The organism is Mesorhizobium sp. WSM4312 (assembly GCF_002294875.1).
Lineage (GTDB): Bacteria > Pseudomonadota > Alphaproteobacteria > Rhizobiales > Rhizobiaceae > Mesorhizobium.
Genome location: NZ_NSFU01000020.1, coordinates 41,470 through 66,257 on the forward strand (window position 1 = coordinate 41,470; position 24,788 = coordinate 66,257).

29 protein-coding genes and 1 other RNA gene are annotated in these 24,788 nt (G+C 63.1%); 12 read left to right on the forward strand and 18 right to left on the reverse strand.

The features are described 5' to 3' along the window. Positions 1-57 precede the first annotated feature (57 nt). Positions 58-411, reverse strand: a complete 354-nt coding sequence (locus tag CK228_RS28030) for a DUF1304 domain-containing protein (protein ID WP_095789910.1) — start codon at positions 409-411, stop codon at positions 58-60. A 141-nt stretch (positions 412-552) separates the two neighbouring features. Between CK228_RS28030 and CK228_RS28035 the strand changes: the two genes are divergently transcribed. Next, positions 553-2,040 (forward strand): carboxypeptidase M32, encoded by a 1,488-nt coding sequence (locus CK228_RS28035; protein WP_095789949.1) that lies wholly within the window; start codon positions 553-555, stop codon positions 2,038-2,040. Positions 2,041-2,076: 36 nt separating this feature from the next. Here the strand turns inward: CK228_RS28035 and CK228_RS28040 are convergent, their stop codons facing one another. Next, positions 2,077-3,879, reverse strand: a complete 1,803-nt coding sequence (locus CK228_RS28040) for an ABC transporter transmembrane domain-containing protein (protein ID WP_095789911.1) — start codon at positions 3,877-3,879, stop codon at positions 2,077-2,079. A gap of 203 nt (positions 3,880-4,082) precedes the next feature. Here CK228_RS28040 and rpmE point away from each other — a divergent pair, with 203 nt between their 5' ends. Continuing rightward, a complete protein-coding gene (rpmE, locus tag CK228_RS28045; protein WP_010912060.1) occupies positions 4,083-4,304 on the forward strand; it encodes a 50S ribosomal protein L31 in 222 nt (73 codons plus the stop codon). 239 nt (positions 4,305-4,543) lie between these two features. Here rpmE and CK228_RS28050 read toward each other — a convergent pair whose 3' ends face one another. Then, positions 4,544-5,173 carry a TetR/AcrR family transcriptional regulator gene (locus CK228_RS28050; RefSeq protein WP_095789912.1) on the reverse strand — a complete coding sequence of 210 codons (630 nt, stop codon included), beginning with the start codon at positions 5,171-5,173 and terminating at the stop codon, positions 4,544-4,546. Between the two features lie 125 nt (positions 5,174-5,298). On the opposite strand from CK228_RS28050, the gene CK228_RS28055 reads away from it, so the two are divergent. Together CK228_RS28055 and CK228_RS28060 are read left to right on the forward strand one after the other, a co-directional pair. Next, the gene (locus tag CK228_RS28055) at positions 5,299-6,123 is read left to right on the forward strand and encodes an NAD(P)H-binding protein (RefSeq protein ID WP_095789913.1); all 825 of its coding nucleotides are present in this window, start codon (positions 5,299-5,301) and stop codon (positions 6,121-6,123) included. Position 6,124: 1 nt separating this feature from the next. After that, positions 6,125-6,601, forward strand: coding sequence for a DUF1772 domain-containing protein (locus CK228_RS28060; RefSeq protein ID WP_095772030.1), 477 nt, complete (start codon positions 6,125-6,127; stop codon positions 6,599-6,601). Positions 6,602-6,634: 33 nt separating this feature from the next. Here the strand turns inward: CK228_RS28060 and CK228_RS28065 are convergent, their stop codons facing one another. From CK228_RS28065 to CK228_RS28075, 3 genes are all read right to left on the reverse strand, one after another. Continuing rightward, positions 6,635-6,946, reverse strand: a complete 312-nt coding sequence (locus tag CK228_RS28065) for a SelT/SelW/SelH family protein (RefSeq protein ID WP_095772029.1) — start codon at positions 6,944-6,946, stop codon at positions 6,635-6,637. Beyond that, entirely contained in the window at positions 6,946-7,695 is a 750-nt protein-coding gene (locus CK228_RS28070; RefSeq protein ID WP_095772028.1) for a YebC/PmpR family DNA-binding transcriptional regulator, read from the reverse strand. Before CK228_RS28070 ends, CK228_RS28065 begins: the two co-directional genes overlap by 1 nt. A gap of 213 nt (positions 7,696-7,908) precedes the next feature. Further along, positions 7,909-8,232 carry a helix-turn-helix domain-containing protein gene (locus CK228_RS28075; protein WP_010912067.1) on the reverse strand — a complete coding sequence of 108 codons (324 nt, stop codon included), beginning with the start codon at positions 8,230-8,232 and terminating at the stop codon, positions 7,909-7,911. A 51-nt stretch (positions 8,233-8,283) separates the two neighbouring features. On the opposite strand from CK228_RS28075, the gene CK228_RS28080 reads away from it, so the two are divergent. The 4 genes from CK228_RS28080 to CK228_RS28095 are packed head-to-tail and all read left to right on the forward strand — an operon-like array spanning position 8,284 to position 10,078. Beyond that, entirely contained in the window at positions 8,284-8,766 is a 483-nt protein-coding gene (locus CK228_RS28080; RefSeq protein WP_095772027.1) for an SRPBCC domain-containing protein, read from the forward strand. 21 nt (positions 8,767-8,787) lie between these two features. Next, positions 8,788-9,180 carry a VOC family protein gene (locus CK228_RS28085; RefSeq protein WP_095789914.1) on the forward strand — a complete coding sequence of 131 codons (393 nt, stop codon included), beginning with the start codon at positions 8,788-8,790 and terminating at the stop codon, positions 9,178-9,180. Positions 9,181-9,221: 41 nt separating this feature from the next. Beyond that, a complete protein-coding gene (locus tag CK228_RS28090; protein ID WP_095789915.1) occupies positions 9,222-9,584 on the forward strand; it encodes a hypothetical protein in 363 nt (120 codons plus the stop codon). Positions 9,585-9,610: 26 nt separating this feature from the next. Continuing rightward, positions 9,611-10,078 (forward strand): SRPBCC family protein, encoded by a 468-nt coding sequence (locus CK228_RS28095; RefSeq protein WP_095789950.1) that lies wholly within the window; start codon positions 9,611-9,613, stop codon positions 10,076-10,078. 19 nt (positions 10,079-10,097) lie between these two features. Here the strand turns inward: CK228_RS28095 and CK228_RS28100 are convergent, their stop codons facing one another. The 4 genes from CK228_RS28100 to ssrS all read right to left on the reverse strand — a co-directional run bounded on the left by CK228_RS28100 (position 10,098) and on the right by ssrS (position 12,677). After that, complete coding sequence (locus CK228_RS28100) at positions 10,098-10,865, reverse strand: TerC family protein (RefSeq protein ID WP_095772024.1); 768 nt, start codon at positions 10,863-10,865, stop codon at positions 10,098-10,100. A gap of 78 nt (positions 10,866-10,943) precedes the next feature. Next, positions 10,944-11,768 carry a YmdB family metallophosphoesterase gene (locus CK228_RS28105; RefSeq protein ID WP_095789916.1) on the reverse strand — a complete coding sequence of 275 codons (825 nt, stop codon included), beginning with the start codon at positions 11,766-11,768 and terminating at the stop codon, positions 10,944-10,946. A 70-nt stretch (positions 11,769-11,838) separates the two neighbouring features. Further along, positions 11,839-12,426 (reverse strand): 5-formyltetrahydrofolate cyclo-ligase, encoded by a 588-nt coding sequence (locus tag CK228_RS28110; RefSeq protein ID WP_095772331.1) that lies wholly within the window; start codon positions 12,424-12,426, stop codon positions 11,839-11,841. Positions 12,427-12,522: 96 nt separating this feature from the next. After that, a non-coding RNA gene (ssrS, locus tag CK228_RS28115) (6S RNA) lies at positions 12,523-12,677 on the reverse strand. 136 nt (positions 12,678-12,813) lie between these two features. Between ssrS and CK228_RS28120 the strand changes: the two genes are divergently transcribed. The 4 genes from CK228_RS28120 to msrB all read left to right on the forward strand — a co-directional run bounded on the left by CK228_RS28120 (position 12,814) and on the right by msrB (position 16,016). Next, positions 12,814-13,653 (forward strand): MoxR family ATPase, encoded by an 840-nt coding sequence (locus CK228_RS28120; protein ID WP_027047501.1) that lies wholly within the window; start codon positions 12,814-12,816, stop codon positions 13,651-13,653. 91 nt (positions 13,654-13,744) lie between these two features. Further along, complete coding sequence (locus tag CK228_RS28125; protein WP_095789917.1) at positions 13,745-14,191, forward strand: GNAT family N-acetyltransferase; 447 nt, start codon at positions 13,745-13,747, stop codon at positions 14,189-14,191. A 7-nt stretch (positions 14,192-14,198) separates the two neighbouring features. Continuing rightward, entirely contained in the window at positions 14,199-15,389 is a 1,191-nt protein-coding gene (locus CK228_RS28130; RefSeq protein WP_095789918.1) for a VWA domain-containing protein, read from the forward strand. 222 nt (positions 15,390-15,611) lie between these two features. Then, positions 15,612-16,016 (forward strand): peptide-methionine (R)-S-oxide reductase MsrB, encoded by a 405-nt coding sequence (gene msrB / locus CK228_RS28135; RefSeq protein WP_095789919.1) that lies wholly within the window; start codon positions 15,612-15,614, stop codon positions 16,014-16,016. A gap of 54 nt (positions 16,017-16,070) precedes the next feature. On the opposite strand, the gene CK228_RS28140 is transcribed toward msrB, so the two are convergent. The 8 genes from CK228_RS28140 to CK228_RS28175 form a co-directional block, all read right to left on the reverse strand. Beyond that, entirely contained in the window at positions 16,071-16,367 is a 297-nt protein-coding gene (locus CK228_RS28140) for a hypothetical protein (protein ID WP_095789920.1), read from the reverse strand. A gap of 10 nt (positions 16,368-16,377) precedes the next feature. Next, complete coding sequence (locus CK228_RS28145; RefSeq protein WP_095772016.1) at positions 16,378-16,818, reverse strand: hypothetical protein; 441 nt, start codon at positions 16,816-16,818, stop codon at positions 16,378-16,380. 213 nt (positions 16,819-17,031) lie between these two features. After that, entirely contained in the window at positions 17,032-17,760 is a 729-nt protein-coding gene (locus CK228_RS28150; RefSeq protein WP_095789921.1) for a haloacid dehalogenase type II, read from the reverse strand. Between the two features lie 80 nt (positions 17,761-17,840). Further along, a complete protein-coding gene (locus tag CK228_RS28155; protein WP_095789951.1) occupies positions 17,841-18,593 on the reverse strand; it encodes an AraC family transcriptional regulator in 753 nt (250 codons plus the stop codon). Positions 18,594-19,010: 417 nt separating this feature from the next. After that, positions 19,011-19,271: a DUF2312 domain-containing protein gene (locus CK228_RS28160; RefSeq protein WP_095772329.1), complete on the reverse strand. Its 261-nt coding sequence runs from the start codon at positions 19,269-19,271 to the stop codon at positions 19,011-19,013. Between the two features lie 159 nt (positions 19,272-19,430). After that, positions 19,431-22,889 carry a pyruvate carboxylase gene (gene pyc / locus CK228_RS28165; protein WP_095789922.1) on the reverse strand — a complete coding sequence of 1,153 codons (3,459 nt, stop codon included), beginning with the start codon at positions 22,887-22,889 and terminating at the stop codon, positions 19,431-19,433. Positions 22,890-23,182: 293 nt separating this feature from the next. Beyond that, on the reverse strand, positions 23,183-24,298 hold the full coding sequence (locus tag CK228_RS28170; protein ID WP_095789923.1) for a branched-chain amino acid ABC transporter substrate-binding protein: 1,116 nt from the start codon (positions 24,296-24,298) through the stop codon (positions 23,183-23,185). A 137-nt stretch (positions 24,299-24,435) separates the two neighbouring features. Further along, complete coding sequence (locus CK228_RS28175; protein ID WP_010912085.1) at positions 24,436-24,783, reverse strand: DUF6867 family protein; 348 nt, start codon at positions 24,781-24,783, stop codon at positions 24,436-24,438. Positions 24,784-24,788 lie beyond the last annotated feature (5 nt).

Here is a 24,788-nt window from a genome sequence, read left to right on the forward strand (position 1 = left end):
GGCGCCTTCGGGACCCCAATCCCGCGGGCGTCCTTTTTCCTCACCAGCCCGGCCTGCCTACCAACCGAGCCAGACCGCGATCAGGGCGACCACCGCCGGCACGGTCTGGATGAACAGGATCTTGCGGCCGGCCGTTGCCGCGCCGTAAAGGCCGGCAATGGCCACGCACAACAGGAAGAAGACCTTGACCTGAAAACCGGCGGCGCCGAGATACAGCCCCCAGATCAGGCCTGCGGCGAGAAATCCGTTGTAGAGGCCCTGATTGGCGGCGAGCACCTTCGACGCCCTGGCGAATTCCGGCGTCAGGCGGAATGTCTTGTGCCCGCGCGGCGTGTCCCACAGCACCATCTCGAGATAGACGATGTAGACATGGATCAAGGCCGCCAGGCCGACCAGGATGTTGCCGATCATTTGCTCCCCCTTCATGCGTTGCCGGCAGCATTTCATGTGTGGCATCGCCTGCGCAAGATGCATCCGCCGGAGGGCATCCGAGGGTTGCCAACGCTTTTGCGTTGGTGTCTTTTCGCGCCGTCCTCAATCACGGAAGCCGCCATGTCCTTTCAGAAACTCGACGACCTCGGCCACAAGCTCGAAGCGCTTGAGCATGCGCTGGCCATCCTCGGCGCTGACGAAGCCACGCATATGGCCGTCGGCGGCGGCGAGAAGCGCGCCGAGGCGATGGCGGCACTGGCCGGCATGTACCACACCAGGGCGACCGCCCCGGAAATCGCCGATTGGATCGCCACCGCCGAAGGCGAGGCGCTCGACGACCAGCAGCGTGCGGCGCTCGGCGAACTGCGGCGGCAATACACCAACCTGACCTGCCTGCCGGTCGAATTCGTCGAACGCCAGACGACGGCGCGCATGCGTTGCGAGCAGCTGTGGCGCGACCTGCGCGCCAAGAACGATTGGGCGGGTTTCCAGCCGGCGCTCGAGGGCGTGGTGGCGCTGGTGCGCGAAGAGGCGGCCCTGCGTTCCGACGTGCTCGGCCTCGCCCCTTACGATGCGCTGATGGAGCAATTCGATCCCGGCAACCGTACCGCCGACATCACCCCCGTCTTCGCCGACCTGAAAGCCTTCCTCAAGGGATTCGTGCCGGAGGCGCTGGCGATCCAGGAGGCGCGGCTGCGCAAGCATCCGCTGAAGCCGCTCTCAGGCACCTACGCGATCGACAAGCAGCGCGAGCTTGGCCTTGCCATGATGGCGGCCGTCGGTTTCGACCTGACGCACGGCTCGCTGTCGGTATCGCACCATCCCTTCTGCGGCGGCGTGCCCAGCGACGTGCGCATCACCACCCGTTACAAGACATCGGATTTCCTGTCGGCGCTGATGGGCGTGCTGCACGAGACCGGCCATGCGCTCTATGAACAGAACCTGCCGAAGGCGTGGTCGCACTGGCCGCTCGGCAAGGCGCGCGGCATGGCCGTGCATGAAAGCCAGAGCCTGTTCGTCGAAAAGCAGATCGGCCGCAATCCCGCCTTCTGGCGCTGGGCGCTACCGGTGGTGGAAAAGCATCTCGGCGAGGCCTGGTCGCTCGACGATCTCCTGCCGCATGTGCATCGCGTCGAGCGCGGCCTGATCCGCGTCGATGCCGACGAGGTGACCTATCCCCTGCATGTCATCCTGCGCTACGAGCTGGAGCAGGAGCTGGTCTCGGGCAGGCTGGAGGTTGCCGATTTGCCCGAAGCCTGGGACGCCAAGATGCGCGACTATCTCGGCCTCTCCACGTTGGACAATCCGGCCGACGGGCCGATGCAGGACGTGCACTGGCCGGGTGCCGCCTTCGGCTACTTCCCGTCCTACACGCTGGGCGCGATGATGGCGGCGCAGCAATGGGCCGCGCTGACGCGCGAACATCCTTCCGCAGATGACGACCTGGCGAAAGGGAATTTCACGGATATCAATGACTGGCGCCGCAAGAAGATATGGTCGCAGGGCTCGCGCTGGTCGACGCCGGACCTGCTCGAACGCGCCACTGGCGAAAAGCTCAACGCCGTGTATTTCGTCGATCACCTGCGCAAACGGTATGGAACCGCGTGAAGCCATCGAGGGAACCGACAGGGCAGAAGCGCCTGTCTACTCCGCCGCCCCTCTGAAGGCGCTGGCGCCGGTCTCGAACTGCAGCTTGGCAAGCCTGGCATAGATGCCGCCCTTGGCGACCAGGCTCTGATGCGTGCCTTCCTCGACGATGCGGCCGCCATCCATGACCAGGATCCTGTCGGCCTTCAGCACCGTTGCCAGCCGGTGGGCGATGACGATGGTGGTGCGGCCTTGCATCAGCCGCTCCAGCGCCGTCTGCACCAGTGTCTCGCTTTCGGCATCCAGCGCCGAGGTGGCTTCGTCGAGCAGCAGGATCGGCGCGTCGCGCAGGATGGCGCGGGCGATCGCCACGCGCTGGCGCTGGCCGCCGGACAGCGTCACGCCGCGTTCGCCGACCTGGCTGTCATAGCCGTTCTCGAGCTTGAGGATGAATTCGTCGGCCAGCGCGTCCTTCGCCGCCGCCTCGATCTCGGCATTGCCTGCGCCCGGCCGGCCGAAGCCGATATTGTCGCGCGCGCTCGCCGCGAAGATGGTGACGTCCTGCGGCACGATGGCTATGCGTTCGCGCACCGAAGCCGGATCGGCTTCGCGCACATCGACGCCATCGATCATGATCTTGCCGGTTTCGGGATCGTAGAAGCGCAGGATCAACGAAAAGACCGTGCTCTTGCCCGCCCCCGAAGGGCCGACGATGGCCACTGTCTCGCCGGGCATGACCTGGAAACTCAGGCCGTGGACGGCGGCCCGGTCGGGCCGCGCCGGATAGGAGAAGGAGACGTCGTCGAAGACGATCGCGCCCTTGGCGACCGCCGGCAGCGGCTTCGGCTCGGCCGGCGCCTGGATCGCCGGCTTTTCGGCCAGGATCTCGGTCAGCCGCTCGGCCGCGCCCGCTGCCTGGGCAAGTTCGCCCCAGACCTCCGACAGCGCGCCGAGCGCGCCTGCGGCGAACACCGAATAGAGCAGGAACTGGCCAAGCGTGCCCGGCGACAGCGTGCCTTCGAGCACGTCGCGCGATCCGAACCACAGCACCGCCACGACGGAGGAAAAGATCATGAAGATGGCGAAGAAGGTGAGGAAGGAGCGAGCGAAGATCGAGGCGCGCGCCGCCTCGAAGGCGGCCTCCACGGCGGACGAAAAGCGACCGGTGACCAGTCTTTCGTTGGTGAAAGCCTGCAGCGTCCGCACCGCGCCGATCTGCTCGCTGGCATAGGCCGTCGCATTGGCCAGCGTGTCTTGCGCCAGCCGCGACTTGCGACGCACCGAGCGCCCAAAAGCGACCAGCGGCAAGACGATGACGGGGATGGCCGCGATGACCAGGCCGGACAGTTTCGGACTGGTGAAGACCATCATTGCCACGGCGCCGAGGCCGAGGATGACGTTGCGCAGCGCAACCGAGGCGGTCGCCCCCACGGCCGACTTGACCTGCGTCGTATCGGCCGCGAGCCGCGATACGATCTCTCCCGACTGCGACGTATCGAAGAAGGATGGCGAGAGGGTCGTCACATGGCTGAACACGTCATTGCGGATGTCGGCGACAACACGTTCGCCGAGCGTGATGACGAAATAGTAGCGGCAGGCCGACGCCGCCGCCAGCACGGCGGCCATCACCACCAGCATGCCGAAATATTCGGCGATGAAGCTGGAATCCGATGCCGAAAAGCCGTGGTCGATCATGCGCCGCACCGCCAGCGGCAGGGCCAGTGTCGTCGCCGCCGCGACCGTCAGCGAGATCACGGCGCCGATGACCAGTTTCCGGTAGCGGCCAAGATAGGGGAACAGGCGCCTGAGCGGCTTGAGCGAGCGCCGACGCTCGTCCGCATCGCCACTGATGTCCGCCATGACCGTTTTCCTCTGGCCCTTTTCGTGCGCGCCATCAATATGCGTTTGACGCGGCCTTGTGATTCAATTTCGGCTGATGTATAGGCTCGCCGACCGTTTTAGAAGCCGTGGCTCCTCAATAGCTACGGCTTCGAGTTTTAAAAAGAGGCGCATCGACGCAGGCTCATGCCCGTCAGCCGCGCCGGCAAGCCAGGAACCGAACCATGAAGAGCGCTATTCATCCCGACTACCACACCATCAAGGTCGTCATGACAGACGGCACCGAATACACGACCCGTTCGACCTGGGGCAAGGAAGGCGATACGATGAACCTCGATATCGACCCGACCACCCACCCGGCCTGGACCGGCGGCCAGCAGACCCTGCTCGACCGCGGCGGCCGCCTCTCCAAGTTCAAGAAGCGTTTCGAAGGTTTCGGCCTCTAAGCCCATTTCGGCATTGTCGCAGATCAAAAACCCGCCCTTGTGGCGGGTTTTTTGTTGCGATGAGGTGACGCGCCTCGAGCTGGCGCCCACCCCTACCTCCCCCTTGTGGGAGGTCGGACCGAAGGTCCGGGTGGGGGTCTGGCGCCGGCCCCACCCTGCTGCTTCGCAGCGACTTGTCGGGGCGAGCCACGGGGCTTGCCCTTCCTTCGACCCCACGCGGGGGAGGATTGGGAGGCATTCTACCCGTCCACCAACTCCCGCAGCGCCATGCGCTTGTAGGCGGCGACCAGCCTGTCGCCTTCCTGCCGCTCGACCGAGATGGCCAGCCGTACCGCGGCCTCGCCCATTTGCCAGACGAGAAGCGCCGTGGTTTCCAGGGCGAGGGGGTCGGCGCCGGGCCGCAAGCGCTTCAGCACCGCGACCAGGAACTCCGCATTGGCCCGGCTGTCGGCGAGTTCGAGCTGGCGCAGCGCCTTGTCGGCCTGCGTGCCCGACCAGATGTCGCGCATCACCGGCTCGGCCAGGAACAGCCCGTAGTAGATATCGACCAGCTCCGAGAAAGCCTGCCGCAGGCCTTCGGCGTCGCTGACGTCCCTGAGCGCCGCCGAGATACAGGCCTGGCTTTCGGCGGTGTAGCGCTCGGCCAGAGCCCAGATGATCGCCCGTTTGTCGGGGAAGAACTGGTAGAGCGAGCCGATCGACACCCCTGCCCGTTCCGCGACCTCGCCCATGCGCATGGCGTCGCTGCCTTGCTCGGTGATCAGCGCCGAGGCCGCGGCCAGCATGCGCTCCACCCGCTCGCGGCTGCGCTGCTGGCTTGGCGCCCGCCGTGGCGAAGCGATCTGCTCGTTGGCCGGCGTGCGTTCCATCGACTGTCTCCAACAATGCATTCGGCACAATCGCCGAGAAAATGGCTTGACTGACAAAATACGAGGGTTTATCACGTTTTGCAAATGTGAGGATTACTCATATTTTCAAACGGAGGAAAACCACCATGACCGACACCAAACCAATTCTGATCCTCGGCGGCACCGGCAAGACCGGCCGCCGTCTTGCCGAGCGGCTGACGGCGCGCGGCATTCCGGTACGGATCGGCTCCCGTTCCGGCACGCCGCGCTTCGACTGGGAGGCGCCCGCAAGCTGGGCTCCGGCACTCAAGGACGTCAGCGCGGTCTATATCAGCTACTATCCCGACATCGCCGTGCCGGGCGCCGCCGAGGTGATCGATGCCTTCACCCGCCTTGCCGTGGCGCATAGCGTTCGACGTCTGGTGCTGTTGTCGGGCCGCGGCGAGCACGAGGCGCAGCGTGCCGAAGAGATGCTGCAGGCTTCCGGGGCCGACTGGACGATCCTGCGCTGCGCATGGTTCTCGCAGAATTTCAGTGAAGGCTTTCTCGTCGAGCCGTTGCTGGCGGGCGAAGTGGCCCTGCCGGTCGGACCTGTCGGCGAACCCTTTGTCGATGTCGACGACATCGCTGACGCCGCCGAAGCGGTGCTGACCGGGCCCGGTCATGTCGGCCAGCTCTATGAGCTGACGGGGCCGCGGCTGTTGAGCTTCGCCGACGCGGTCGCCGAAATTGCCAAGGCAGCCGGACGTGACATCCGCTTTGTCAGAATTTCGCATGACGAGTTCACGGCCGCTATCGCGTCGCATGAACCACCCGAAATCGTCTGGCTGCTCGATGAGCTGTTCACCCAAGTGCTCGACGGCCGCAACGAGATGCTCACTGACGGCGTCCAGCGCGTGCTCGGCCGTGCACCGAAAGACTTTTCCGCCTACGCAACCGAAACCGCCGCTAGCCGAATCTGGAGTAACTGAGATGAGCAAGCTTGTTCCCACCCTCACCATCATCGCCGCAATCGGCTCGGGCGTCGTCGGCGGCGTCTTCTTCGCCTTTTCCAATTTCGTCATGGCAGCCCTTGCCCGGCTGCCCGTCCCGCAAGGCATCGCCGCGATGAATTCGATCAACGTCACGGTGATCACCCCAAGCTTCATGACCGCTCTTTTCGGCACCGGCCTCATCTGCCTCGTGCTGATTGCCGCCGTTCTTCTGGGCTGGAGCCAATCAGGCTCATACTGGCTGCTTGCCGGCGCCGTGATCTATTTCATCGGCAATCCGATCGTGACCATGGTCTTCAACGTGCCGCTCAACGACGCACTCGCCGCCGTCGATCCTGCGAGCGCCAACGGCGCCGCCGTATGGGCGAACCATCTGAGCCAGTGGGTAATGTGGAACCACGTCCGCACCGTCACCGCCATCGTGGCGATGGCCTGCTTCATCATGGCTTTGATCTGAAGACAGCAGCCCGCGAATGCAAAAGACCCCGCCTCAGGCGGGGTCTGTCTTCTTGTGCGTTTTGCGGTCGGCATGGCCCAGGTCGCGGTCCGGATCGATCACGTCGCGGACCAGCTGCTTGAGTTTTGCCGCGTCCGGAAAGCCGCCGTCGCGCTTGCGGTCCCAGATGAGCACGTCGTTGCAGGAAATGGTGAAGACGCCGCCGGTGCCGGGCACAAGCGTCACTTCGCCAAGGTCGGTGCCGAAGGTGGAGAGCAGCTCCTGCGCCATCCAGCCGGCGCGCAGCAGCCACTGGCACTGCGTGCAATAGGTGATGCGGATGGCGGGCAGCGGCGTCTCGCTCATCACGCCGCGCTGAGCTTGGCCAAGGTCTCGTCGTCGACTTCGAAGTTGGCGTAGACGCTTTGCACGTCATCGTCGTCCTCGAGCGTGGCGACCAGCTTCATCAGCGACTGTGCCCGCTCCTCGTCGACCGGAACATTGTTCTGCGGCCGCCAGATCAGCTTCACCGATTCCGCTTCGCCGAGCGAGGCTTCCAGTGCCTTCGACACCTCGCCGAGATTCTCGAAGGCGCAATAGATCGTGTGGCCTTCCTCGTCGGTTTCGACGTCGTCGGCGCCGGCTTCGATCGCCGCTTCCATGACCTTGTCGGCACTGCCGGCCGATGCCGGATAATAGATCTCACCGACACGGTCCCACATGAAGGACACCGAGCCGGTTTCGCCCATCGCGCCGCCGGCCTTGGTGAAGGCGGCGCGCACATTCGACGCCGAGCGGTTGCGGTTGTCGGTCAACGCCTCGACGATGACGGCGACGCCACCTGGGCCATAGCCCTCATAGCGCACGGCCTCGTAGTTTTCGGCATCGCCCATCGACGCCTTGTTGATGGCGCGCTGGATGTTGTCCTTCGGCATCGACACTGCCTTGGCGTTCTGGATCGCCAGCCGCAGGCGTGGATTCATCGATGGGTCGGGCGTGCCGCTCTTGGCGGCCACGGTGATTTCGCGCGCCAGCTTGGAAAACATTTTCGACCGCACCGCGTCCTGACGGCCCTTGCGGTGCATGATGTTCTTGAACTGTGAATGGCCAGCCATGGCACCCCTGTCGTGTTCGGCTAGAGCGTTCTGCAGCGAGATGCATTACCTCGCCTGTTGCAAAATGCTCGAATTCAAAATTTCAGAACGTCCTTGATGCGTCCGGAGGACGTACGGCGCTCTTTGTCGGAATGGCCGGCTTATAGATAAATCGGCTCAATTCGTCCAGCCGCACCGCGCGCGTGGCGTAACCGGACAGGCTGCTGCAAACGCTTACGCCTCCAGATCGGACTTCAGCCGGTCGATGATGCTGAGCGCATGGCCGGCATACTGGCTGATCCAGCGATCGTGGATCTGCTTGATCGGCAGTGCGTTGAGATGGTTCCAGCGCTCGCGTCCATCGCGGCGCGCAACGATCAGCTCCGCCTCCTCCAGCACCTTCAGATGCAGCATGACGGTGCAGCGGTCGATATCGGGAAAGGCATCGCACAGCATGCCGGTGGTCTTCGGCTCGTCCTTCAGCCGATCGAGCATTTCGCGCCGGCGCGGGTGCGCCAGCGCCTTGAAAACATTGTCATCTTGCGATCGGCTTGACATGTTATGTTTATATAACATATTGTTGAACCTTTCAAGGATGGAGCTGTGGATATGTCTCTTGGATTCCGCGTTTCCGGCCGCATCGGCAAACCGGCCGCCGAAGTTTTCGACGCCGTCGTCAACCCCAAGAAGCTCAGCGGCTATTTCACCACCATCGGCGGCGCCAGCGCACCGCTGCAAACCGGCACGAGCGTCGTCTGGTGGGGCAAGGTGCCGGTCGAGGTCGACGAGGTGGTCAAGGACAGCCGTATCGTGCTGCGCTGGGACGCCACCGACGCCGACGGCAAGCCGGCCTACAAGACGCGCATCGAGATGAATTTCGAACCGCTGGACGATGGCGGCACCCTCGTCACCATCGCCGAAAGCGGTTGGCAGGAAGGCGCGGTCGGCCTGAAGAAATCCTACCTCAACTGCGAGGGCTGGTCGCAGATGCTGGCCTGCATGAAGGCCTATGTCGAATACGGCATCAATCTGCGCGACGGCTATTACCGCAGCGAGATGAAGGGCGAGCCCGCCAACGAAACCAATGTTTGAGCAAGGAAACGGAGGCCAGCGATGACGATAGTAACGCCGTTCCTGATGTTCGAGGGCAAGGCCGAGGAGGCGATGGCCCTCTATTGCGACACCATTCCCGGCAGCAGCATCCTCGACATCACGCGCTATGGTGCCGGTGAGGATGGCCCTGAAGGGACGCTGAAGCTGGCGCGCGCTTCCATCGCCGGCCGGGACGTCATGGTCTTCAACAGCCCCGTACACCACGCCTTCGGCTTCACGCCGTCGGTCTCGTTCTACGTCGACTGTTCCTCCTTGGAGGAACTGGACCGCATTGTCGACGCACTGGCAAAGGAGGGCGGATTCCTGATGCCACCCGACAATTATGGTTTCAGCCGCCGCTTCGCCTGTTTGAACGACAGGTTTGGTGTCTCATGGCAGGTCAACCTGGCCTGACCGAACATGGCCGACCCAAGCGCAGCGCAATGGAGACAGCAATGACGACGAAAATCACCGGCGGCATCAACATAGCCATGAAGGTGCCACCGCATCAGTATGAGGCGACGATTGCCTTCTACCGCGACATCGTCGGCCTGAAGCCGTTCACCGCCAAGGCGCCGGCGGTCGGCTTCGAGCTCGGACCCAACCGCCTGTGGATCGACGAGGCGCCGATGTTGAGCCAGGCCGAGGTCTGGCTGGAACTGTTCACCGAAGATTTTTTCACCGCTGCCGCACACTTCGCCGAGGCCGGCATCGTGCGTTGCGATGCCATCGAGCCCTTGGGCGAAGGCTTTCGCGGCGGCTGGATCACCAACCCGGCCAGCATCGTTCACATGCTGCGCGAGCCCGACGCCTGGTGAGCGCCACGACCAGAAAGGAGACCGCCATGGAAATCCGTGAAACCCCGACAGCCGAAGCCGGCATGCTGATCCGACGGCCCGTCGCCGAGGTGTTCGAGGCCATCGTCGACCCGGCCATCACCACCAAATTCTGGTTCACCCATGGCAGCGGCCGGCTGGACAGCGGCAAGGAGGTCCGCTGGGAGTGGCGCATGTATGGCGTCTCGACGACCGCCAAGGTCAGCGAGATCGTCAGGAATGAAAGGATCGTCATGCAATGGAGCGATCCGCCGACAACGGTGGTCTGGACGTTCACCGAAATGCCTGGCGATGCGACCTTTCTCGAGGTCCGCAACTTCGGTTTCGCTGGCACGCCCGACGAACAGGTCAAGGAAGCGATCGGCTCGACCGGTGGCTTCACGCTCGTGCTGGCCGGCGCCAAGGCCTGGCTGGAACAGGGCCTGACGCTAGGCCTGATCGGCGACCGCCACCCGGAGGGTGCGCCGGGGCGTTAGATGCCCAGCACCCCGATACTCAATGCCCGTCGCCGGGCTTCGCTTTCCTGCGCCGCCGCGCCAGCATGTTGAGCCCCTCGACCAGGGCCGAGAAACCCATCGCCGCGTAGATGTAGCCCTTGGGCACATGGTAACCCATGCCGTCGGCGATCAGCGTCATGCCGATCATCAACAGGAAGCCCAGGGCCAGCATGACGATGCTGGGGTTCTTGGCGATGAAGTTGGCCAGCGGACCCGCCGCCAGCATCATCACGCTGACAGCCACGATCACGGCGATGTACATGATGGCGATCTCGTCGGTCATGCCGACCGCGGTGATGATGGAATCGATCGAAAAGACGAGGTCGAGCAGCAGGATCTGGAAGATCGCACCGGCAAGCGAGATCTTGAGCGTCTCACCCATCATCGTGTCCTTATGGTCGTCGGGATCGACCGTGTGATGGATCTCCTTGGTCGCCTTCCACACCAGGAACAGGCCGCCGGCGATCAGGATCAGGTCGCGCCAGGAAAAGCCGTGGCCGAGGGCGGTGAAGACCGGCGTCGTCAGCTGGACGATGACCGAGATGGTGGCCAGCAGCACCAGCCGCATGACCAGCGCCGCCGAAATGCCGAGCCGGCGGGCACGGGCCCGCTGCGCTTCCGGCAGCTTGTTGGTCAGGATCGAGATGAAGATCAGATTGTCGATGCCGAGCACGATCTCGAGCACCACCAGCGTCAGCAAGGCGACCCATGCGGTTGGATCGGAAACGAATTGAAAATGCGGCGCAAGAAATTCGATAAGCTGCATGGAGGTCGTTGTCCCCTCTGTTAACGATCTGAAGCAGATGTCGTCGGCAGTTAGGTACCGCGCGCGCCTATATCAATGTCATGACCAGAAGGACGGAGTCGTTTCTTCCAGTCGCGGCCCGCGACGAAACGGCGCGATCCTCTCGGTCAGTCCGGTACGATCGGAAATATTGACACCGACCCCGCACAAGGTCGCCGGGCCGGTCGCCGCCTCGAAGCGCCCCTTCGGCACTTTCGACAGGAACCGGTTGAGCGGTTCCTCCTTGTCCATGCCGAGCGAGGAATCATAGTCGCCGCACATGCCGGCATCCGACAGATAGCCGGTGCCGCCATTGAGGATCTGGTGGTCGGCGGTCGGCTGGTGGGTGTGGGTGCCGACGACCAGGCTGGCGCGGCCGTCGACGAAATGCGCAAAGCACATCTTTTCCGAGGTCGCCTCGGCGTGGAAGTCGATCACCACCGCATCCGCCTGCTCGCCGAGCGGGCAGGCGGCAAGCTCGCGCTCGCCGGCCTGGAACGGATCGTCGAGCTCGGGATGCATGAACACCCGGCCCATGATGTTGGCGACCAGCACGCGCGCGCCACTTCTGGCGATGTAGACGCCGGAGCCGCGCCCGGGTGTGCCTTTGGGAAAATTCGACGGACGCAGGAAGCGTTCTTCGCGCGGCGCGAAGGCCAGCGCATCGCGCTGGTCCCAGACATGATTGCCGGTGGTGACGACATCGGCGCCGGCCGCGATCGTCTCGCGAAAGATCTCCTCGGTGATGCCGAAGCCGCCGGCGGCATTCTCGCCATTGACGATGACGAATTCGAGTTTGAAGTCCGAGATCAGGCCGGGCAGTTGTTCCCACACCGCCGTGCGTCCCGTTTTTCCGACCATGTCACCGAGGAAGAGAAGTCTCATATGATCCCGCACCGAAAGTCAGCGAAGCAAAAGCTGCATGACATCCGCGAAAAGATCATGCCTCCATTATCTACAATTTTGGCGTGAAGCGACGCAACCCGCTCTCGGTGAGTATTTCCGGGATGATCACGTCATGGTTCTCGTCCGGAACCTGCGCCACCTCCTGGCAGTCGAAGGCGATGCCGATCAGCCGGGGCGTATGCCCCTTGTCGACGAGCTTGGCGATCGCGCGGTCGTAATAGCCGGCGCCATAGCCGATGCGGTGGCCGCGCGCGTCGAAGGCGGCAAGCGGTACCAGCATCACCTGGGGGTCAAGCACCTCGGCCTCTTCATGAGGTCCGATCGTGCCGAAGCCCATGTCGACCATCGGCGCGCCGCGCACCAGTTCGCGAAAGACGATCGTGGTCTTGTCGAGAATGGCGGGCAGGCAAAGCCTGGCGCCCTGTTCACGCAAGGCAAACATCAAGGGCCTGACGTCGACTTCCGAACGCATCGGCCAGAAGCCGGAGACGATTTGGCCGGGCTCGATGGCGAGATGATCGCGCGCCGTCTCGGCCATTTCGAGCGCCATTTCCACCCGCCAGAATTCGTCGAGCGCGTCGCGGCGTCCAAGCGCCTGGAGTCGCAGCTGTTTCTTCTGGTCTTTGAGAGATGTCATGCGCGGATGGTAGAAAAGGCCGGATCGGGATGGCGTTTTGGGAGCGACGTTTTCCACCGCATCATCCACCGCAATGCATGGATGCGCAACAAGAAGTGACGATCCACACAACCGGTGGAGAGAGCGATCCCGGGAACCTACAAAGTAGGTGGGCGCCGTGTGAGAAAACCCACGGGTCTTCCCAGGGACAGCTCCCTAAGGATCGTTAAGGCCCCGGGGAAATGTTCTCCTGCCGGGAAGCACAGACCGTCGTGACCAATATAGGCCGCTCATCGGTCAAGCGCCAGTGACGCAGGCAGTCTCGGCGGCTTTATTCGCCATCCGCGCCGCACCCTTGCGCAGGCCGGGCGGCGTCCTTACGGTCACCGGGTGAACCAAGGAGCAACAATGCGTTTCGAAGGTACGGCGGCCTATGTCGCCGACAAGGATCTGATGGTGGCCGTCAACGCAGCGATCGCGCTGGAGCGGCCCCTGCTGGTCAAGGGCGAGCCCGGCACCGGCAAGACCGAGCTTGCCCGCCAGGTGGCGGCGGCACTTGGCCTCGATCTCATCGAATGGCACGTCAAATCGACGACGCGAGCCCAGCAAGGCCTTTACGAGTATGACGCCGTGTCGCGGCTGCGCGACAGCCAGCTCGGCGACGCCAGGTTCAACGACATCAAGAACTACATCAAGCGCGGCAAGCTCTGGGAGGCGTTCGCTGCGGGCAAGAAGGTCGTGCTCCTCATCGACGAGATCGACAAGGCCGACATCGAGTTCCCCAACGACCTGCTGCAGGAACTCGATCGGATGGAGTTCTTCGTCTACGAGACCGGCGAGACCATCCGCGCTGCTATCAGACCGATCGTCATCATCACCTCCAACAATGAGAAGGAACTGCCGGACGCCTTCCTGCGCCGCTGCTTCTTCCACTACATCCGCTTTCCCGACGTCGACACGCTGCACAGGATCGTCGACGTCCACTATCCCGGCATCAAGCAGAATCTGGTGCGCGCGGCCCTCACCCAGTTCTACGAGATCCGCGAGGTACCGGGCCTGAAGAAAAAACCATCGACCTCCGAGGCGCTCGACTGGATCCGCCTGCTGGTCGCCGACGACATCGCGCCCGAGGATTTGCGCGCCGACCCGAAGAACGCATTGCCCAAGCTGCATGGCGCGCTGCTGAAGAACGAACAGGACGTGCATCTGTTCGAGCGGCTGGCTTTCATGGCCAGAAGGCAGCAATAGGGCCGCAGCAATAGCGCTTTCCCTTCCGTGGACCGTTGCCGCCGGCCGGACGGGAAGGCAGCTTCGGCCGCAATCTTTCGCAGGAGATGAAATGTCTGAGATTATTGTCCGCCCGCTCGCGCAGTCCGACCACGCCGACTGGAAGCGCCTGTGGACCGACTACCTGACCTTCTACGAAACCAGGCTGCCGGAAGAGGTCTATGCTGTCACCTGGAAGCGGCTGTTCACGGCAGGCGAATTCGAGCCGAAGGGTTTTATCGCCACGCTCGACGGCAAGGCCGTCGGCCTCACCCACTATCTCTACCATCGCTCGGGCTGGTCCGAGAAAAACAACTGCTATCTGCAGGATCTGTTCGCCGACCCGGACGTGCGCGGCAAGGGCATCGGTGCCGCGCTGATCAATGCCGTAAAGCAGGAAGCGGCAAAGATCGGCGTCAAGAACGTCTACTGGATGACGCACGAAACCAACACCACGGCGCGCAAGCTCTACGACCACGTGGCGCGCCGCACCGGCTTCATCGAGTATGATCTGCTATAAATAGAAAATGTTCATCCCTTTCTTCCTCGAACTGAAGGCTGCACGCGTTCCCGTCTCGCTCAGGGAATATCTGTCGCTGCTGGAAGGGCTGGAAGCCGGGCTGGTCGACTATGACGTCGAGGGTTTCTATTACCTGGCCCGCGCCGCTCTGGTGAAGGATGAGCGCCACATCGACCGCTTCGACCAGGTGTTCGCGCATGTCTTCAAGGGCATCGAGGCGCTGGGCGGACCGGATGCGGTCGATGTCGCCAATATTCCCGAGGAATGGCTGCGCCGGCTTGCCGAAAAGCACCTGACCGAGGAGGAGAAAAAGCTGGTCGAGGCGCTCGGCGGCTTCGAAAGGCTGATGGAGACCCTGAAGCAAAGGCTCGAGGAGCAAAAAGGCCGCCACCAGGGCGGCTCGAAATGGATCGGCACCGGCGGCACCTCGCCCTTCGGCGCCTATGGCTACAATCCCGAAGGCGTGCGCATCGGCCAGCACGAAAGCCGCAACCGCCGCGCGGTGAAGGTCTGGGACAAGCGCGAGTTCCGCAATTTCGACGATGCCGTCGAGCTCGGCACCCGCAACATCAAGATCGCGCTGAAACGCCTGCGCCGCTGGGTGCGCGAGGGTGCCGAGGAGGAATTCGACCTGCCCGGCACCATCCACGCCACCGCCGAACATGGCTATCTCGACGTGCAGACGCGGCCCGAGCGGCGCAACGCGGTGAAGCTTTTGATGTTCTTCGATGTCGGCGGCTCGATGGACGACCACATCAAGAGCGTCGAGGAGCTGTTTTCAGCGGCCCGCGCCGAATTCCGCCAGCTCGAATATTTCTACTTTCACAACTGCCTCTACGAGGGCGTGTGGAAGGACAACCGGCGCCGCCATGCGGAGGTGATGCCGACCTTCGACCTCCTCCACAAATACGGGCCGGACTATAAGGTGATCGTCGTCGGCGACGCCTCGATGAGCCCTTACGAGATCGCCCACCCCGGTGGGTCCGTGGAGCACTGGAATCCGGAGGCCGGCGTCGTCTGGCTCGGCCGCCTGCTGCGGCAATGGCCGAACGCGGTATGGCTGAACCCCGAGAGCGAAAAGAACTGGGGTTTCACCCATTCGATCGCCATGATCCGCGATATCTTCGGCGGCCGCATGTTCCCGCTGACGCTGGCCGGACTCGAAGGCGCGACGAAGCAGCTTTCCAGAAAGCATTAGTTCAAGACGTGCGGGACTATCGCTCCAGGGATCACCAATCGTGGAAGTTGGCGCTGCCCCTCACCGTCCTGCCGGCGAGGGGCGGCGCCGACGCCTGAAAAAGGCCAAAGGGGCGAATTCGACTTTGGAATGCCAGGCACTGGGCAGGTCTGTAACAAACGCCTATCTTCAGGCGAACATAGCTTGCAACCAAGAACGAGCCGCCAAGGCTGAGGAGATCAAATGGACACCCAAACCTACCCCGTCACCCGCACCGATGCCGAATGGCGCGCCCGGCTGACGCCGGAGCAATATACGGTCATGCGCAATCACGGCACCGAGCGGCCGGGCAGCTGCGCCTTGCTCTACGAGAAGCGCGCCGGCACATTTTCCTGCGTCGGCTGCGACCAGCCGCTGTTCGAATCCAAGCTGAAGTTCGAGAGCGGCACCGGCTGGCCGAGCTTCAACGACCCGGTGCCCGGCTCGATCGAGACCACCGTCGATCGCAGCTACGGCATGGTCCGCACCGAGTGCCATTGCTCGCGCTGCGGCAGCCATCTCGGCCACGTCTTCGAGGACGGCCCGCCGCCGACCGGCCTGCGCTACTGCATCAATGGCGTGGCGCTGAAATTCGAACCGGCGGCTTGATGCCTCGGAAAAGACTTCGCAAAGGGCGGCTTCAGCCGCCCTTTTTCGTTTGGCTCATGCCACGACCGTCGCGATCAGCCAGAGCGCCGCACCCAGCATCATCAGCTGCGCCTTCAGGCCGCCGCCCTTCTCCACCGTCCACCAGACGGCGATGGTGAGGAAGATATTGTAGGGAACGGGGAGGAAATGCACCACCAGCACCAGCCAGAGCGGCAGCTTCAATCCAAGCAGGATCAGCGCCAGCGCCGAAGAGGCGATGCTCAAGATCGTCCCGACGAGCAGCATGTCGCGCCAGAACAGCCGGTCGAGCGGCGCTTCACCTCTCCAGCGCGTACGGAAAAAGTCCGTCATCGCCGAAGCGTCACCCCTGCCCCAGAACGTCGGTCACGGCCTCTTCGAAGCGTGTGCACTCCCTCACCAGCCAGTCGGTCATGGCCGGCCAGTTGTCTTCGGCGTAGCAGTTCACCCGCCACACCGAGTTGATGCCGAGACCCTGGCAACTCTGTTCGGGCTTGAGCTTCAGCCTGGCCTCGATCGCCGGCTGGAACGGCTTCAGCCGCGACCAGGACTCCGTGGCGCCGAACTTTTCGTTGCGCCCGAAGAAGACGCCGACTTGGTTCTGCGCCGGCGCGACATACATCGAAAGCACCAAAGCGAAATCCGGCAGCCCGCGCTGCCAGAACCACGGCCCCCGCCTTGCAAGCGTGGCTCTTTCTTGCGGATGCCGCTCGGCGAACAGCGCCCAGAAGCCGCGATGGCGGAACTCCGAGGCACGGCGGCCACCGAAGTCGAATTCGTTCATGGCCGGCTGCCCCGCTGCCCGAGGCTGTTTCGAAATTCGTTCTGGCGAGTCATATGGTGGCGTTTTGAGAACGTAGCGTAGCGGACATTTGGGTCCGCACGCAACGCAGGCGCAGAAAACGCCAGGACAGCCAATGCGGCAGACGCCGCATTTGGTCGCGGCCGAGGACGGCGTGTACCGTCAGATCTCGTCGCCCGTATCTGGCGAACGGGATCAATGCTTCTCCTTCGCTGCGCGATGCATGGCGGCAAAGTCTGCCAAGGTTGGAAAATGACCTCCGACCTTCGGCTGGGCAAGAGGCCGCTTCGTTGCACCTGACCCCTCCATCCCAAACCTGCGGTCGATCCAAACGCTGGCGAGCCCGATGCTCTCTGCCGGCGCATGATCATGAAACAGACTCTGGGCCACATGAAGGACTTCGTCCTGCTGAATGCCCAGATCCTGCTTCAGCCTGCCGAACAGGAAACGGAAGTTGCCCAGATCCGGCTTGTAGCTGCCTATGTCTTCCGCCGTGTAAACGGCATCGAAGCTCACACCGAGCTTGCGGTTTGAAGCCGCGAAACTCTGGCCGTCGACATTGGACAATACGACCAAACGGAAGTGCTGGTTCAGATAGGCCAGCGCCTCCCTGGAATCCGGAAAGGCGGGCCAATCGGGCACCGAGGTGCCGAAACGTTCATGCAGATCAGCCTGCGCGGTGATCTCCCAATGTCGAGCCAGCCTTGCGTGCACTGCCGCCAACAGTGTTCTGTAGTGCAAGGAAGGAGTCTCGGCTTCCTGCCGCGTCTCTATTTCCCCATAGGTTTCCAACGCTTCGTTTCGGCTGATTTCGCGATTTGCCATGCTCAAAAGCGGCTGAAGCGCGTTCCAGATGCCGGTTTCCCAGTCGATGAGCGTGCCATAGACATCGAATGTCAGCGCTTTGAAACGAGTCAAATCCATATCGGTGATCCTCACACACGCGTAATTTCCGTATCCGTAGCGCCGCGCGAGGCCGATATCTCGGCAGAACCTTCCGGATTTTAGGCTTTTCCTCCCGTTCTTCCGAGCAGATTTCGGCGAACTTCGGCCGGGGTTGAGTTTCGCTCCCGCCGCATTGCGCGCGTCAAGGCGCTCTGGTCAGAGTGACCACTGAACATCGCGATATCCGCGATGGAAAGGCGCGGATCGGCAAGCATCCGTTCAGCCGCATTGAGGCGCATCGCAACCAAATGCGCGTGCGGCGTGGTCGCGCGCCGTCTGGTGAAGGCTTCATGCAGACGGGTTGGGCTCATCCCTGCCGCTTCCGCGATATCCGCAATGCGGATTGGGTCGGCAAGCTTTCGTTGCATGAACGCCGTGGCTCTTCTGACAGCAAGCTCTGCGCGATCCGGACGATCCCTTGCAGGAGCGATGCGATCCAGCAGCAATGTGGACCAGGCGTGTCGAAGCGAGGCGGAAAGCTCCTGCGATGTCGCCAGCACCGCCATGTAGTCGATCAGGCCGTGAACCTCCCGGCCGATCGCAAAAAATGCGGGTATGTCTTCATCCGGCTCCCGGATGCCGAGGCGGGACGGCAGGTCGAGGACAACGAAAGAGTCCGTTTGTTTGGCGTAGAACGCGTGCTGGCAACCGGCAGAAACAAAGACGCCAGTGCTGCCCGAAACCCGTCCTGAACGGTGCCCCAGATCGATTTCGAGTGCTCCGGAAACCGGTAGGACCACTTGGGGATAGTCATGCTGGTGCCTCTCGACCTCCCCGGAATATCTTCGGATTTCAACGACGGTCTCGTTCATCGACAAGTCCTGCGTAAGCGTGGGCATCGCTCTCGGTGATGCGACGCCGCCGAAGACGGTTCGTTTGGATTTAAACCCCGTGTGCTGAACGACCAGTCTTTTGTGGAGAACATCACTCGGCTCCGTTGTAGCGGAGCACAGCGCCGGCGCGAAGAGCGTTTATCCGCGCACAACTTTCAAGACTTGCTCACAGCCCGAAGGATCGCGACGCGCTTTAAGCAGCGGTCCAAATTTAGATGCGCTCCGCCCTCGATATGCCGATCCGAAATCGAGGGGCCTCGGCTTCACGCGGCGGCCAGGATCGATTTCGTCATCCTGAGCCGCCCGGCCTGCTCATGTGACGCCACCGCCATCGCTGGCCGAGGCGCGGCGGCCGCCGACGTCAAACCACTCATGGCCGGTTTGCGGCCACGCGCCTTACACCATGCCGAGCGCGGCCATGTACAGATCGAGGATCGCATCCTCTTCCTGGCGCTCGGCCTGGTCCTTCTTGCGCAGGCGGATGATGGTGCGCATCGCCTTGGTGTCGAAGCCGGTGCCCTTGGCCTCGGCGAACACTTCCTTGATGTCGTCGGCGATCGTCTTCTTCTCTTCCTCGAGCCGCTCGATGCGCTCGATGAAGGCACGCAGCTGGCCGGCGGCAACAGTCTGGCTGGTCTCGGTGATATCGTCGGCCATGTTTTTCTCCAAAAGGGTTCGGCGCCGCGACTCGGCGAAAGACGGCGGCAAATTTGAGCCGGTTCGATGCCCGACCGGCGGCGGCGGGTCAAGCCGTTATCGAACAAGGCATGGGGGCTGCCGACAGAAGCCGACAGCCTGCCCGCCCTTTGCCGCTTCTCAAGCGAAGGCGATCAGCAGATCCTTGGCATCGATCTGGTCGCCGGCCTTGACCAGCACCTCGGCGACGGTGCCGTCGCGCTCGGCATGCAGCGCCGTTTCCATCTTCATCGCCTCGATGGAGAGCAGCACGTCGCCGGCCTTCACCGCCTGGCCGGTGGCGACCGAAAGCGCGGAGACCACGCCCGGCATGGGCGCGCCGACATGCGCCTCGTTGCCAGGCTCGGCCTTGCGGCGCGCCTTGGCGGCGGAGGCGCCATGCGCCCGGTCCGGCACCTTCACGCGCCGCGGCTGGCCGTTGAGCTCGAAGAACACGGTGACCAAGCCCTTCTCGTCGACATCGCCGATGGCGAGGCACCGCACGACCAGCGTCTTGCCCTTCTCGATGTCGATGAAGATCTCGTCTTCGGACTTCATGCCGTAAAAATAGGTCGGCGTCGGCAGGACGCTGACCGGGCCGTAGGTCTCTTGCGCGCCGGCGAAGTCGGTGAACACCTTCGGATACATCAGCCAGGAGGCGAATTCGTATTCCGAGAGCTTGCGCTCCAGCTTCTCCTCGATCTCCTTGCGGCTGGCCTTGAGATCGGCGGGCTTCAGCAGCGAGCCGGGCCGCGCCGTGATCGGCCTGTCGCCTTTCAGCGCCTTCTTCTGCAGCGCCGCCGGCCAACCGCCGGGCGACTGGCCGAGATCGCCGCGCAGCATCGAGACGACCGAGTCAGGGAAGGCGATATCCCTGGCCGGGTTCTCGACATCGGCGACGGTGAGGTCCTGGCTGACCATCATCAGAGCCATGTCGCCGACGACCTTGGATGACGGCGTCACCTTGACGATGTCGCCGAACATCAGATTGACGTCGTGATAGGTCTGCGCCACCTCGTGCCAGCGCGTTTCCAGCCCGAGCGAGCGCGCCTGTTCCTTGAGGTTGGTGAACTGTCCGCCCGGCATTTCATGCAGATAGACTTCCGAGGCCGGCCCCTTGAGATCGCTTTCGAAGGCGGCGTACTGGTTGCGCACCGCTTCCCAGTAGAACGAGATCTTGCGGATCCATTGCGGGTCGAGGCCGGGGTCGCGCTCGGTGCCCTTCAGCGCCTCGACGATCGAGCCCAGGCAAGGCTGCGACGTGTTGCCGGAGTAGGCATCCATCGCCGCGTCGATCGCGTCGACGCCACTCTCCACCGCCGCCAGCACGGTCGCCGCCGACAGGCCAGACGTGTCGTGGGTGTGGAAATGGATCGGCAGGTCGGTCGCCTCGCGCAGCGCCCTGAACAGCACGCGGGCGGCGGCCGGCTTCAACAGGCCCGCCATGTCCTTGACGGCGATGATATGGGCGCCGGCAGCCTGCAATTCCCCGGCCAGGCCGACATAGTATTTCAGATCGTATTTGGCCCGCGCCGGATCGAGAATGTCGCCGGTGTAGCACATCGCCGCTTCGATCAGCTTGCCTTCGGCACCGACGGCGTCCATGGCGACGCGCATGTTCTCGACCCAGTTCAGGCAATCGAAGACGCGGAACAGGTCGATACCGCCGGCAGCCGCCTGCTTGACGAAATGCTGCACGACATTGTCGGGATAGTTGGTGTAGCCGACGCCGTTGGCGCCGCGCAGCAGCATTTGCAGCAACAGGTTGGGCGCCGCCTCGCGCACCAGCGACAGCCGCTCCCAAGGATCCTCGGTGAGGAAGCGCATGGCGACGTCGAAGGTCGCGCCGCCCCAGCATTCGAGCGACAGAAGCTGCGGCAGGGCGCGGGCATAGGTGCCGGCAATATTGGCAATGTCATGCGTGCGCATGCGTGTCGCCAGCAGCGACTGGTGGCCGTCGCGCATCGTCGTGTCGGTGACCAGAACTTGCCTTTGCTCGCGCATCCAGCCGGCGAATTTCTCAGGACCGAGCACGTCCAGCTTCTGCTTGCTCCCGCCCGGCACATTGCCGTTGAGGTAGGGCACGACCGGTGCCGCCGCATCGGCCTTCGGCATCGGCCGGCCGCGCGTCTCGGGGTGGCCGTTGACGCTGACATCGGCCAGATAGTTGAGCAGCTTGGTCGCGCGGTCCTGCCGCTTGACCTGCTGGAACAGTTCCGGCGTCGTATCGATGAACTTCGTCGTATAGGAATTGTCGGCGAAGCTCGGGTGGTTGATGATCGCTTCGAGGAAGGTGAGGTTGGTGGCGACGCCGCGGATGCGGAATTCGCGAAGCGCCCGGTTCATGCGGGCAATCGTCTCGGCCGGCGTCGGTGCCCACGCCGTCACCTTCTCCAGCAGCGGATCGTAGAAGCGAGTGATGACCGCGCCGGAATAGGCAGTGCCGCCATCCAGCCGGATGCCGAAGCCGGTGGCGCCGCGGTAGGCGGTGATGCGGCCATAGTCCGGAATGAAATTGTGCTCGGGATCCTCGGTGGTGATGCGGCACTGCAAGGCGTGGCCGTTGAGCCTGATGTCCTTCTGCGCCGGCACGCCCGATTGCGGTGTGCCGATGGCGAAGCCGTCGAGGATGTGGATCTGCGCCTTGACGATGTCGATGCCGGTCACCTGTTCGGTGACGGTATGCTCGACCTGGATGCGCGGGTTGACCTCGATGAAATAGAATTTTCCGGTATCGGCATCCTGCAGGAACTCGACCGTGCCGGCGCCGATATAACTGGTCTCGCGCGCGATCTTCAGCGCGTGGCCGCAAAGCTCCTCGCGCTGCGCCATTTCGAGATAGGGCGCCGGCGCCCGCTCGACGACCTTCTGGTTGCGGCGCTGGATCGAGCAGTCGCGCTCGAACAGGTGCACGGCATTGCCATGCGTGTCGCCAAGCACCTGCACCTCGACATGGCGGGCGCGCTCGATCAGCTTTTCGAGATAGACCTCGTCCTTGCCGAAGGCGGCCTTCGCCTCGCGCTTGCCTTCCGTGACCTCTCGGGCGAGATCGGCCTCGGAACGGATGGCGCGCATGCCGCGCCCACCGCCGCCCCACGAGGCCTTCAGCATCACCGGATAGCCGATCTCCTTGGCCAGTTTCTTGACCGCCTCCATATCGTCCGGCAACGGATCGGTGGCGGGAATGACCGGCACGCCGACCTCAATGGCGAGATTGCGCGCCGCGACCTTGTTGCCGAGACGGCGCATCGTGTCCGGCTTCGGCCCGATGAAGGTGATGCCCGCTTGCGCGCAGGCTTCGGCGAATTCGGGGCTTTCGGACAGGAGCCCATAGCCGGGATGGATGGCATCGGCGCCGGAAAGCCTGGCGACGCGGATCACCTCCTCGATCGACAGATAGCTCTCGATCGGCCCCATATCCTTGGCGAGATGCGGACCACGCCCGACCTGGTAGCTCTCGTCGGCCTTGAAGCGGTGCAACGAATATTTGTCTTCCTCGGCCCAGATCGCCACGGTTTTGAGGCCCAGCTCATTGGCCGCGCGAAAGACGCGGATGGCGATTTCTGACCGGTTGGCGACGAGGATCTTCGTGATGGCCAAGGACTGGGCTCCAGCAGCGGCAGGGACAGGAAATCGGTGCAATGATTAGCGTGAAAATGCTGCAGTGCAAACAAAATCAACGCCGGTTTAAACCGATTTAAATCAATTATCCGGCCAACACTCGCATGCCTTGGCCCGAACGGACGGAACAATGACGACAATTTCGATCCTGGATGCGATCTCTCCGCCCGAGAGGTGCCGGCAAGAAAGATCATCGCCGACCCGAACGCACCAAAAGAAAATGCCCGGCGCGTCGCGCCGGGCATCTTGGATTTCAGACCTGCCAGAGCAGCTTATTTCGGGAACCAGGAATACTTGCCGTCGTCCTTCTTCTTCCACTCGTACATGATGTAGCCCGGCAGCTTCGGGTCGCCCTTGGCGTCATAGGCAAGATCGCCCAGCACGGTCGGGAACGGGCCGCTTTCATGCATCGCCTTGGCGACGGCCTGCGGGTCGTTCGTCTTGGCGGCAGCGGCCGCCTCGGCGACCACCTGCACGGCAGCGTAGGCGTAGAGCGTGTAGGCTTCCGGCTCGAAGCCCTGCGCGCGGAACTTCTCGACGAGTTCCTTGTTGGCCGGGATCAGGCGCGGATCGGGTCCGAACGTGTTGAGCGTGCCGGCGACGGCGTCGCCCGCGATCGCGGCGAGTTCGTCCGTCACGATGCCGTCACCCGACATCATCGGCGCCTTGAGGCCCTGGTCCGCCGACTGGCGGATGATCAGGCCGGCTTCGGTATGGAGGCCGCCCCAGTAGATCAGGGTGACGCCGGCTTCCTTCATCTTGGCGATGAGCGCCGAGAAGTCCTTGTCGCCGACATTGACGCCTTCATACATCACTTCCTTGACGCCCGCGGCGTTCATCGCCTTCTTGGTTTCATCGGCGAGGCCCTGGCCATAAGGGGTCTTGTCGTGCACGACGGCGACCTTGGCATCCTTGAAGTTCGCGGCGATGTAAGCGCCGGCGATGCTGCCCTGCTGATCGTCGCGTCCGCAGGTGCGGAACACGTTCCACAGACCGCGCTCGGTGAACTTCGGGTTGGTCGCGGCCGGCGTGATCTCGACGATGTTGTTTTCGGCGTAGACTTCCGAGGCCGGGATCGAGACGCCCGAGTTGAAGTGGCCGATCACGAACTTGACGCCGTCGCCGACGAACTTGTTGGCGACCGAGATGCCTTGCTTCGGGTCGGAGACGTCGTCGCCGACTTCGAGCTTGATCTGCTCGCCGTTGATGCCGCCCTTGGCATTGATCGCGGCGACCGCCGCCTCTGCGCCCTTCTGCAGCTGTGCGCCGAAGGCCGCATTCGGACCGGTGATCGGACCGGCAACGCCGAACATTACATCAGCCCACGCGTTGCCGCCGAACGCGACAAGCGCGGTCAGGGCGACGGCGGACAAAAGTGACTTTTTCATTTAAACGCTCCCATTAACGGAGTGGGCGTGGATGAAGCTTTCATGCGATGCCCACCCTTATCGCAGAAAGCATAGTTTGCCGATTTTCAGGCACTTGTCACGCCGATTCATCCCTGACCCGGCGTTAATGATGAACGTCAACCTTTCGGTTTCCAGCTCAAGATTGAAGCTCTTTCGTAGAGCCAATTATACTGTGTGACCATCTGGTTGGTTCGTGTGTATTGATAGCCGACGAAGCCCAATATCATCAGCACGATGGTGTCGACGATATAGTACTGCAGCGAGAACATCGTGCCGTCGAACAGCGCGTGATGGATGAAGCGGATGCCGATGCCGAGACCCAGCAGATAGGCGAAAAGCTGGATGAAGGAGCGCCATGTCTGGGCGCTGGCCTTGCCAGTCATCCAGGCCGCCCAGCCGCCGAGCAGACAGGTGACGAAGAAGAACTGCCAGATCGAGGGTTCCTCATAGAGAATGCCCTGCATGATGA

Excerpts from the sequence above, each read along its gene's own strand:
- CK228_RS28030 (WP_095789910.1), bottom strand. The coding sequence starts at position 411 with ATGATCGGCAACATCCTGGTCGGCCTGGCGGCCTTGATCCATGTCTAC.
- CK228_RS28035 (WP_095789949.1), top strand. The coding sequence starts at position 553 with ATGTCCTTTCAGAAACTCGACGACCTCGGCCACAAGCTCGAAGCGCTT.
- CK228_RS28040 (WP_095789911.1), bottom strand. The coding sequence starts at position 3,879 with ATGGCGGACATCAGTGGCGATGCGGACGAGCGTCGGCGCTCGCTCAAG.
- rpmE (WP_010912060.1), top strand. The coding sequence starts at position 4,083 with ATGAAGAGCGCTATTCATCCCGACTACCACACCATCAAGGTCGTCATG.
- CK228_RS28050 (WP_095789912.1), bottom strand. The coding sequence starts at position 5,173 with ATGGAACGCACGCCGGCCAACGAGCAGATCGCTTCGCCACGGCGGGCG.
- CK228_RS28055 (WP_095789913.1), top strand. The coding sequence starts at position 5,299 with ATGACCGACACCAAACCAATTCTGATCCTCGGCGGCACCGGCAAGACC.
- CK228_RS28060 (WP_095772030.1), top strand. The coding sequence starts at position 6,125 with ATGAGCAAGCTTGTTCCCACCCTCACCATCATCGCCGCAATCGGCTCG.
- CK228_RS28065 (WP_095772029.1), bottom strand. The coding sequence starts at position 6,946 with ATGAGCGAGACGCCGCTGCCCGCCATCCGCATCACCTATTGCACGCAG.
- CK228_RS28070 (WP_095772028.1), bottom strand. The coding sequence starts at position 7,695 with ATGGCTGGCCATTCACAGTTCAAGAACATCATGCACCGCAAGGGCCGT.
- CK228_RS28075 (WP_010912067.1), bottom strand. The coding sequence starts at position 8,232 with ATGTCAAGCCGATCGCAAGATGACAATGTTTTCAAGGCGCTGGCGCAC.
- CK228_RS28080 (WP_095772027.1), top strand. The coding sequence starts at position 8,284 with ATGTCTCTTGGATTCCGCGTTTCCGGCCGCATCGGCAAACCGGCCGCC.
- CK228_RS28085 (WP_095789914.1), top strand. The coding sequence starts at position 8,788 with ATGACGATAGTAACGCCGTTCCTGATGTTCGAGGGCAAGGCCGAGGAG.
- CK228_RS28090 (WP_095789915.1), top strand. The coding sequence starts at position 9,222 with ATGACGACGAAAATCACCGGCGGCATCAACATAGCCATGAAGGTGCCA.
- CK228_RS28095 (WP_095789950.1), top strand. The coding sequence starts at position 9,611 with ATGGAAATCCGTGAAACCCCGACAGCCGAAGCCGGCATGCTGATCCGA.
- CK228_RS28100 (WP_095772024.1), bottom strand. The coding sequence starts at position 10,865 with ATGCAGCTTATCGAATTTCTTGCGCCGCATTTTCAATTCGTTTCCGAT.
- CK228_RS28105 (WP_095789916.1), bottom strand. The coding sequence starts at position 11,768 with ATGAGACTTCTCTTCCTCGGTGACATGGTCGGAAAAACGGGACGCACG.
- CK228_RS28110 (WP_095772331.1), bottom strand. The coding sequence starts at position 12,426 with ATGACATCTCTCAAAGACCAGAAGAAACAGCTGCGACTCCAGGCGCTT.
- CK228_RS28120 (WP_027047501.1), top strand. The coding sequence starts at position 12,814 with ATGCGTTTCGAAGGTACGGCGGCCTATGTCGCCGACAAGGATCTGATG.
- CK228_RS28125 (WP_095789917.1), top strand. The coding sequence starts at position 13,745 with ATGTCTGAGATTATTGTCCGCCCGCTCGCGCAGTCCGACCACGCCGAC.
- CK228_RS28130 (WP_095789918.1), top strand. The coding sequence starts at position 14,199 with ATGTTCATCCCTTTCTTCCTCGAACTGAAGGCTGCACGCGTTCCCGTC.
- msrB (WP_095789919.1), top strand. The coding sequence starts at position 15,612 with ATGGACACCCAAACCTACCCCGTCACCCGCACCGATGCCGAATGGCGC.
- CK228_RS28140 (WP_095789920.1), bottom strand. The coding sequence starts at position 16,367 with ATGACGGACTTTTTCCGTACGCGCTGGAGAGGTGAAGCGCCGCTCGAC.
- CK228_RS28145 (WP_095772016.1), bottom strand. The coding sequence starts at position 16,818 with ATGAACGAATTCGACTTCGGTGGCCGCCGTGCCTCGGAGTTCCGCCAT.
- CK228_RS28150 (WP_095789921.1), bottom strand. The coding sequence starts at position 17,760 with ATGGATTTGACTCGTTTCAAAGCGCTGACATTCGATGTCTATGGCACG.
- CK228_RS28155 (WP_095789951.1), bottom strand. The coding sequence starts at position 18,593 with ATGAACGAGACCGTCGTTGAAATCCGAAGATATTCCGGGGAGGTCGAG.
- CK228_RS28160 (WP_095772329.1), bottom strand. The coding sequence starts at position 19,271 with ATGGCCGACGATATCACCGAGACCAGCCAGACTGTTGCCGCCGGCCAG.
- CK228_RS28170 (WP_095789923.1), bottom strand. The coding sequence starts at position 24,298 with ATGAAAAAGTCACTTTTGTCCGCCGTCGCCCTGACCGCGCTTGTCGCG.
- CK228_RS28175 (WP_010912085.1), bottom strand. The coding sequence starts at position 24,783 with ATGCAGGGCATTCTCTATGAGGAACCCTCGATCTGGCAGTTCTTCTTC.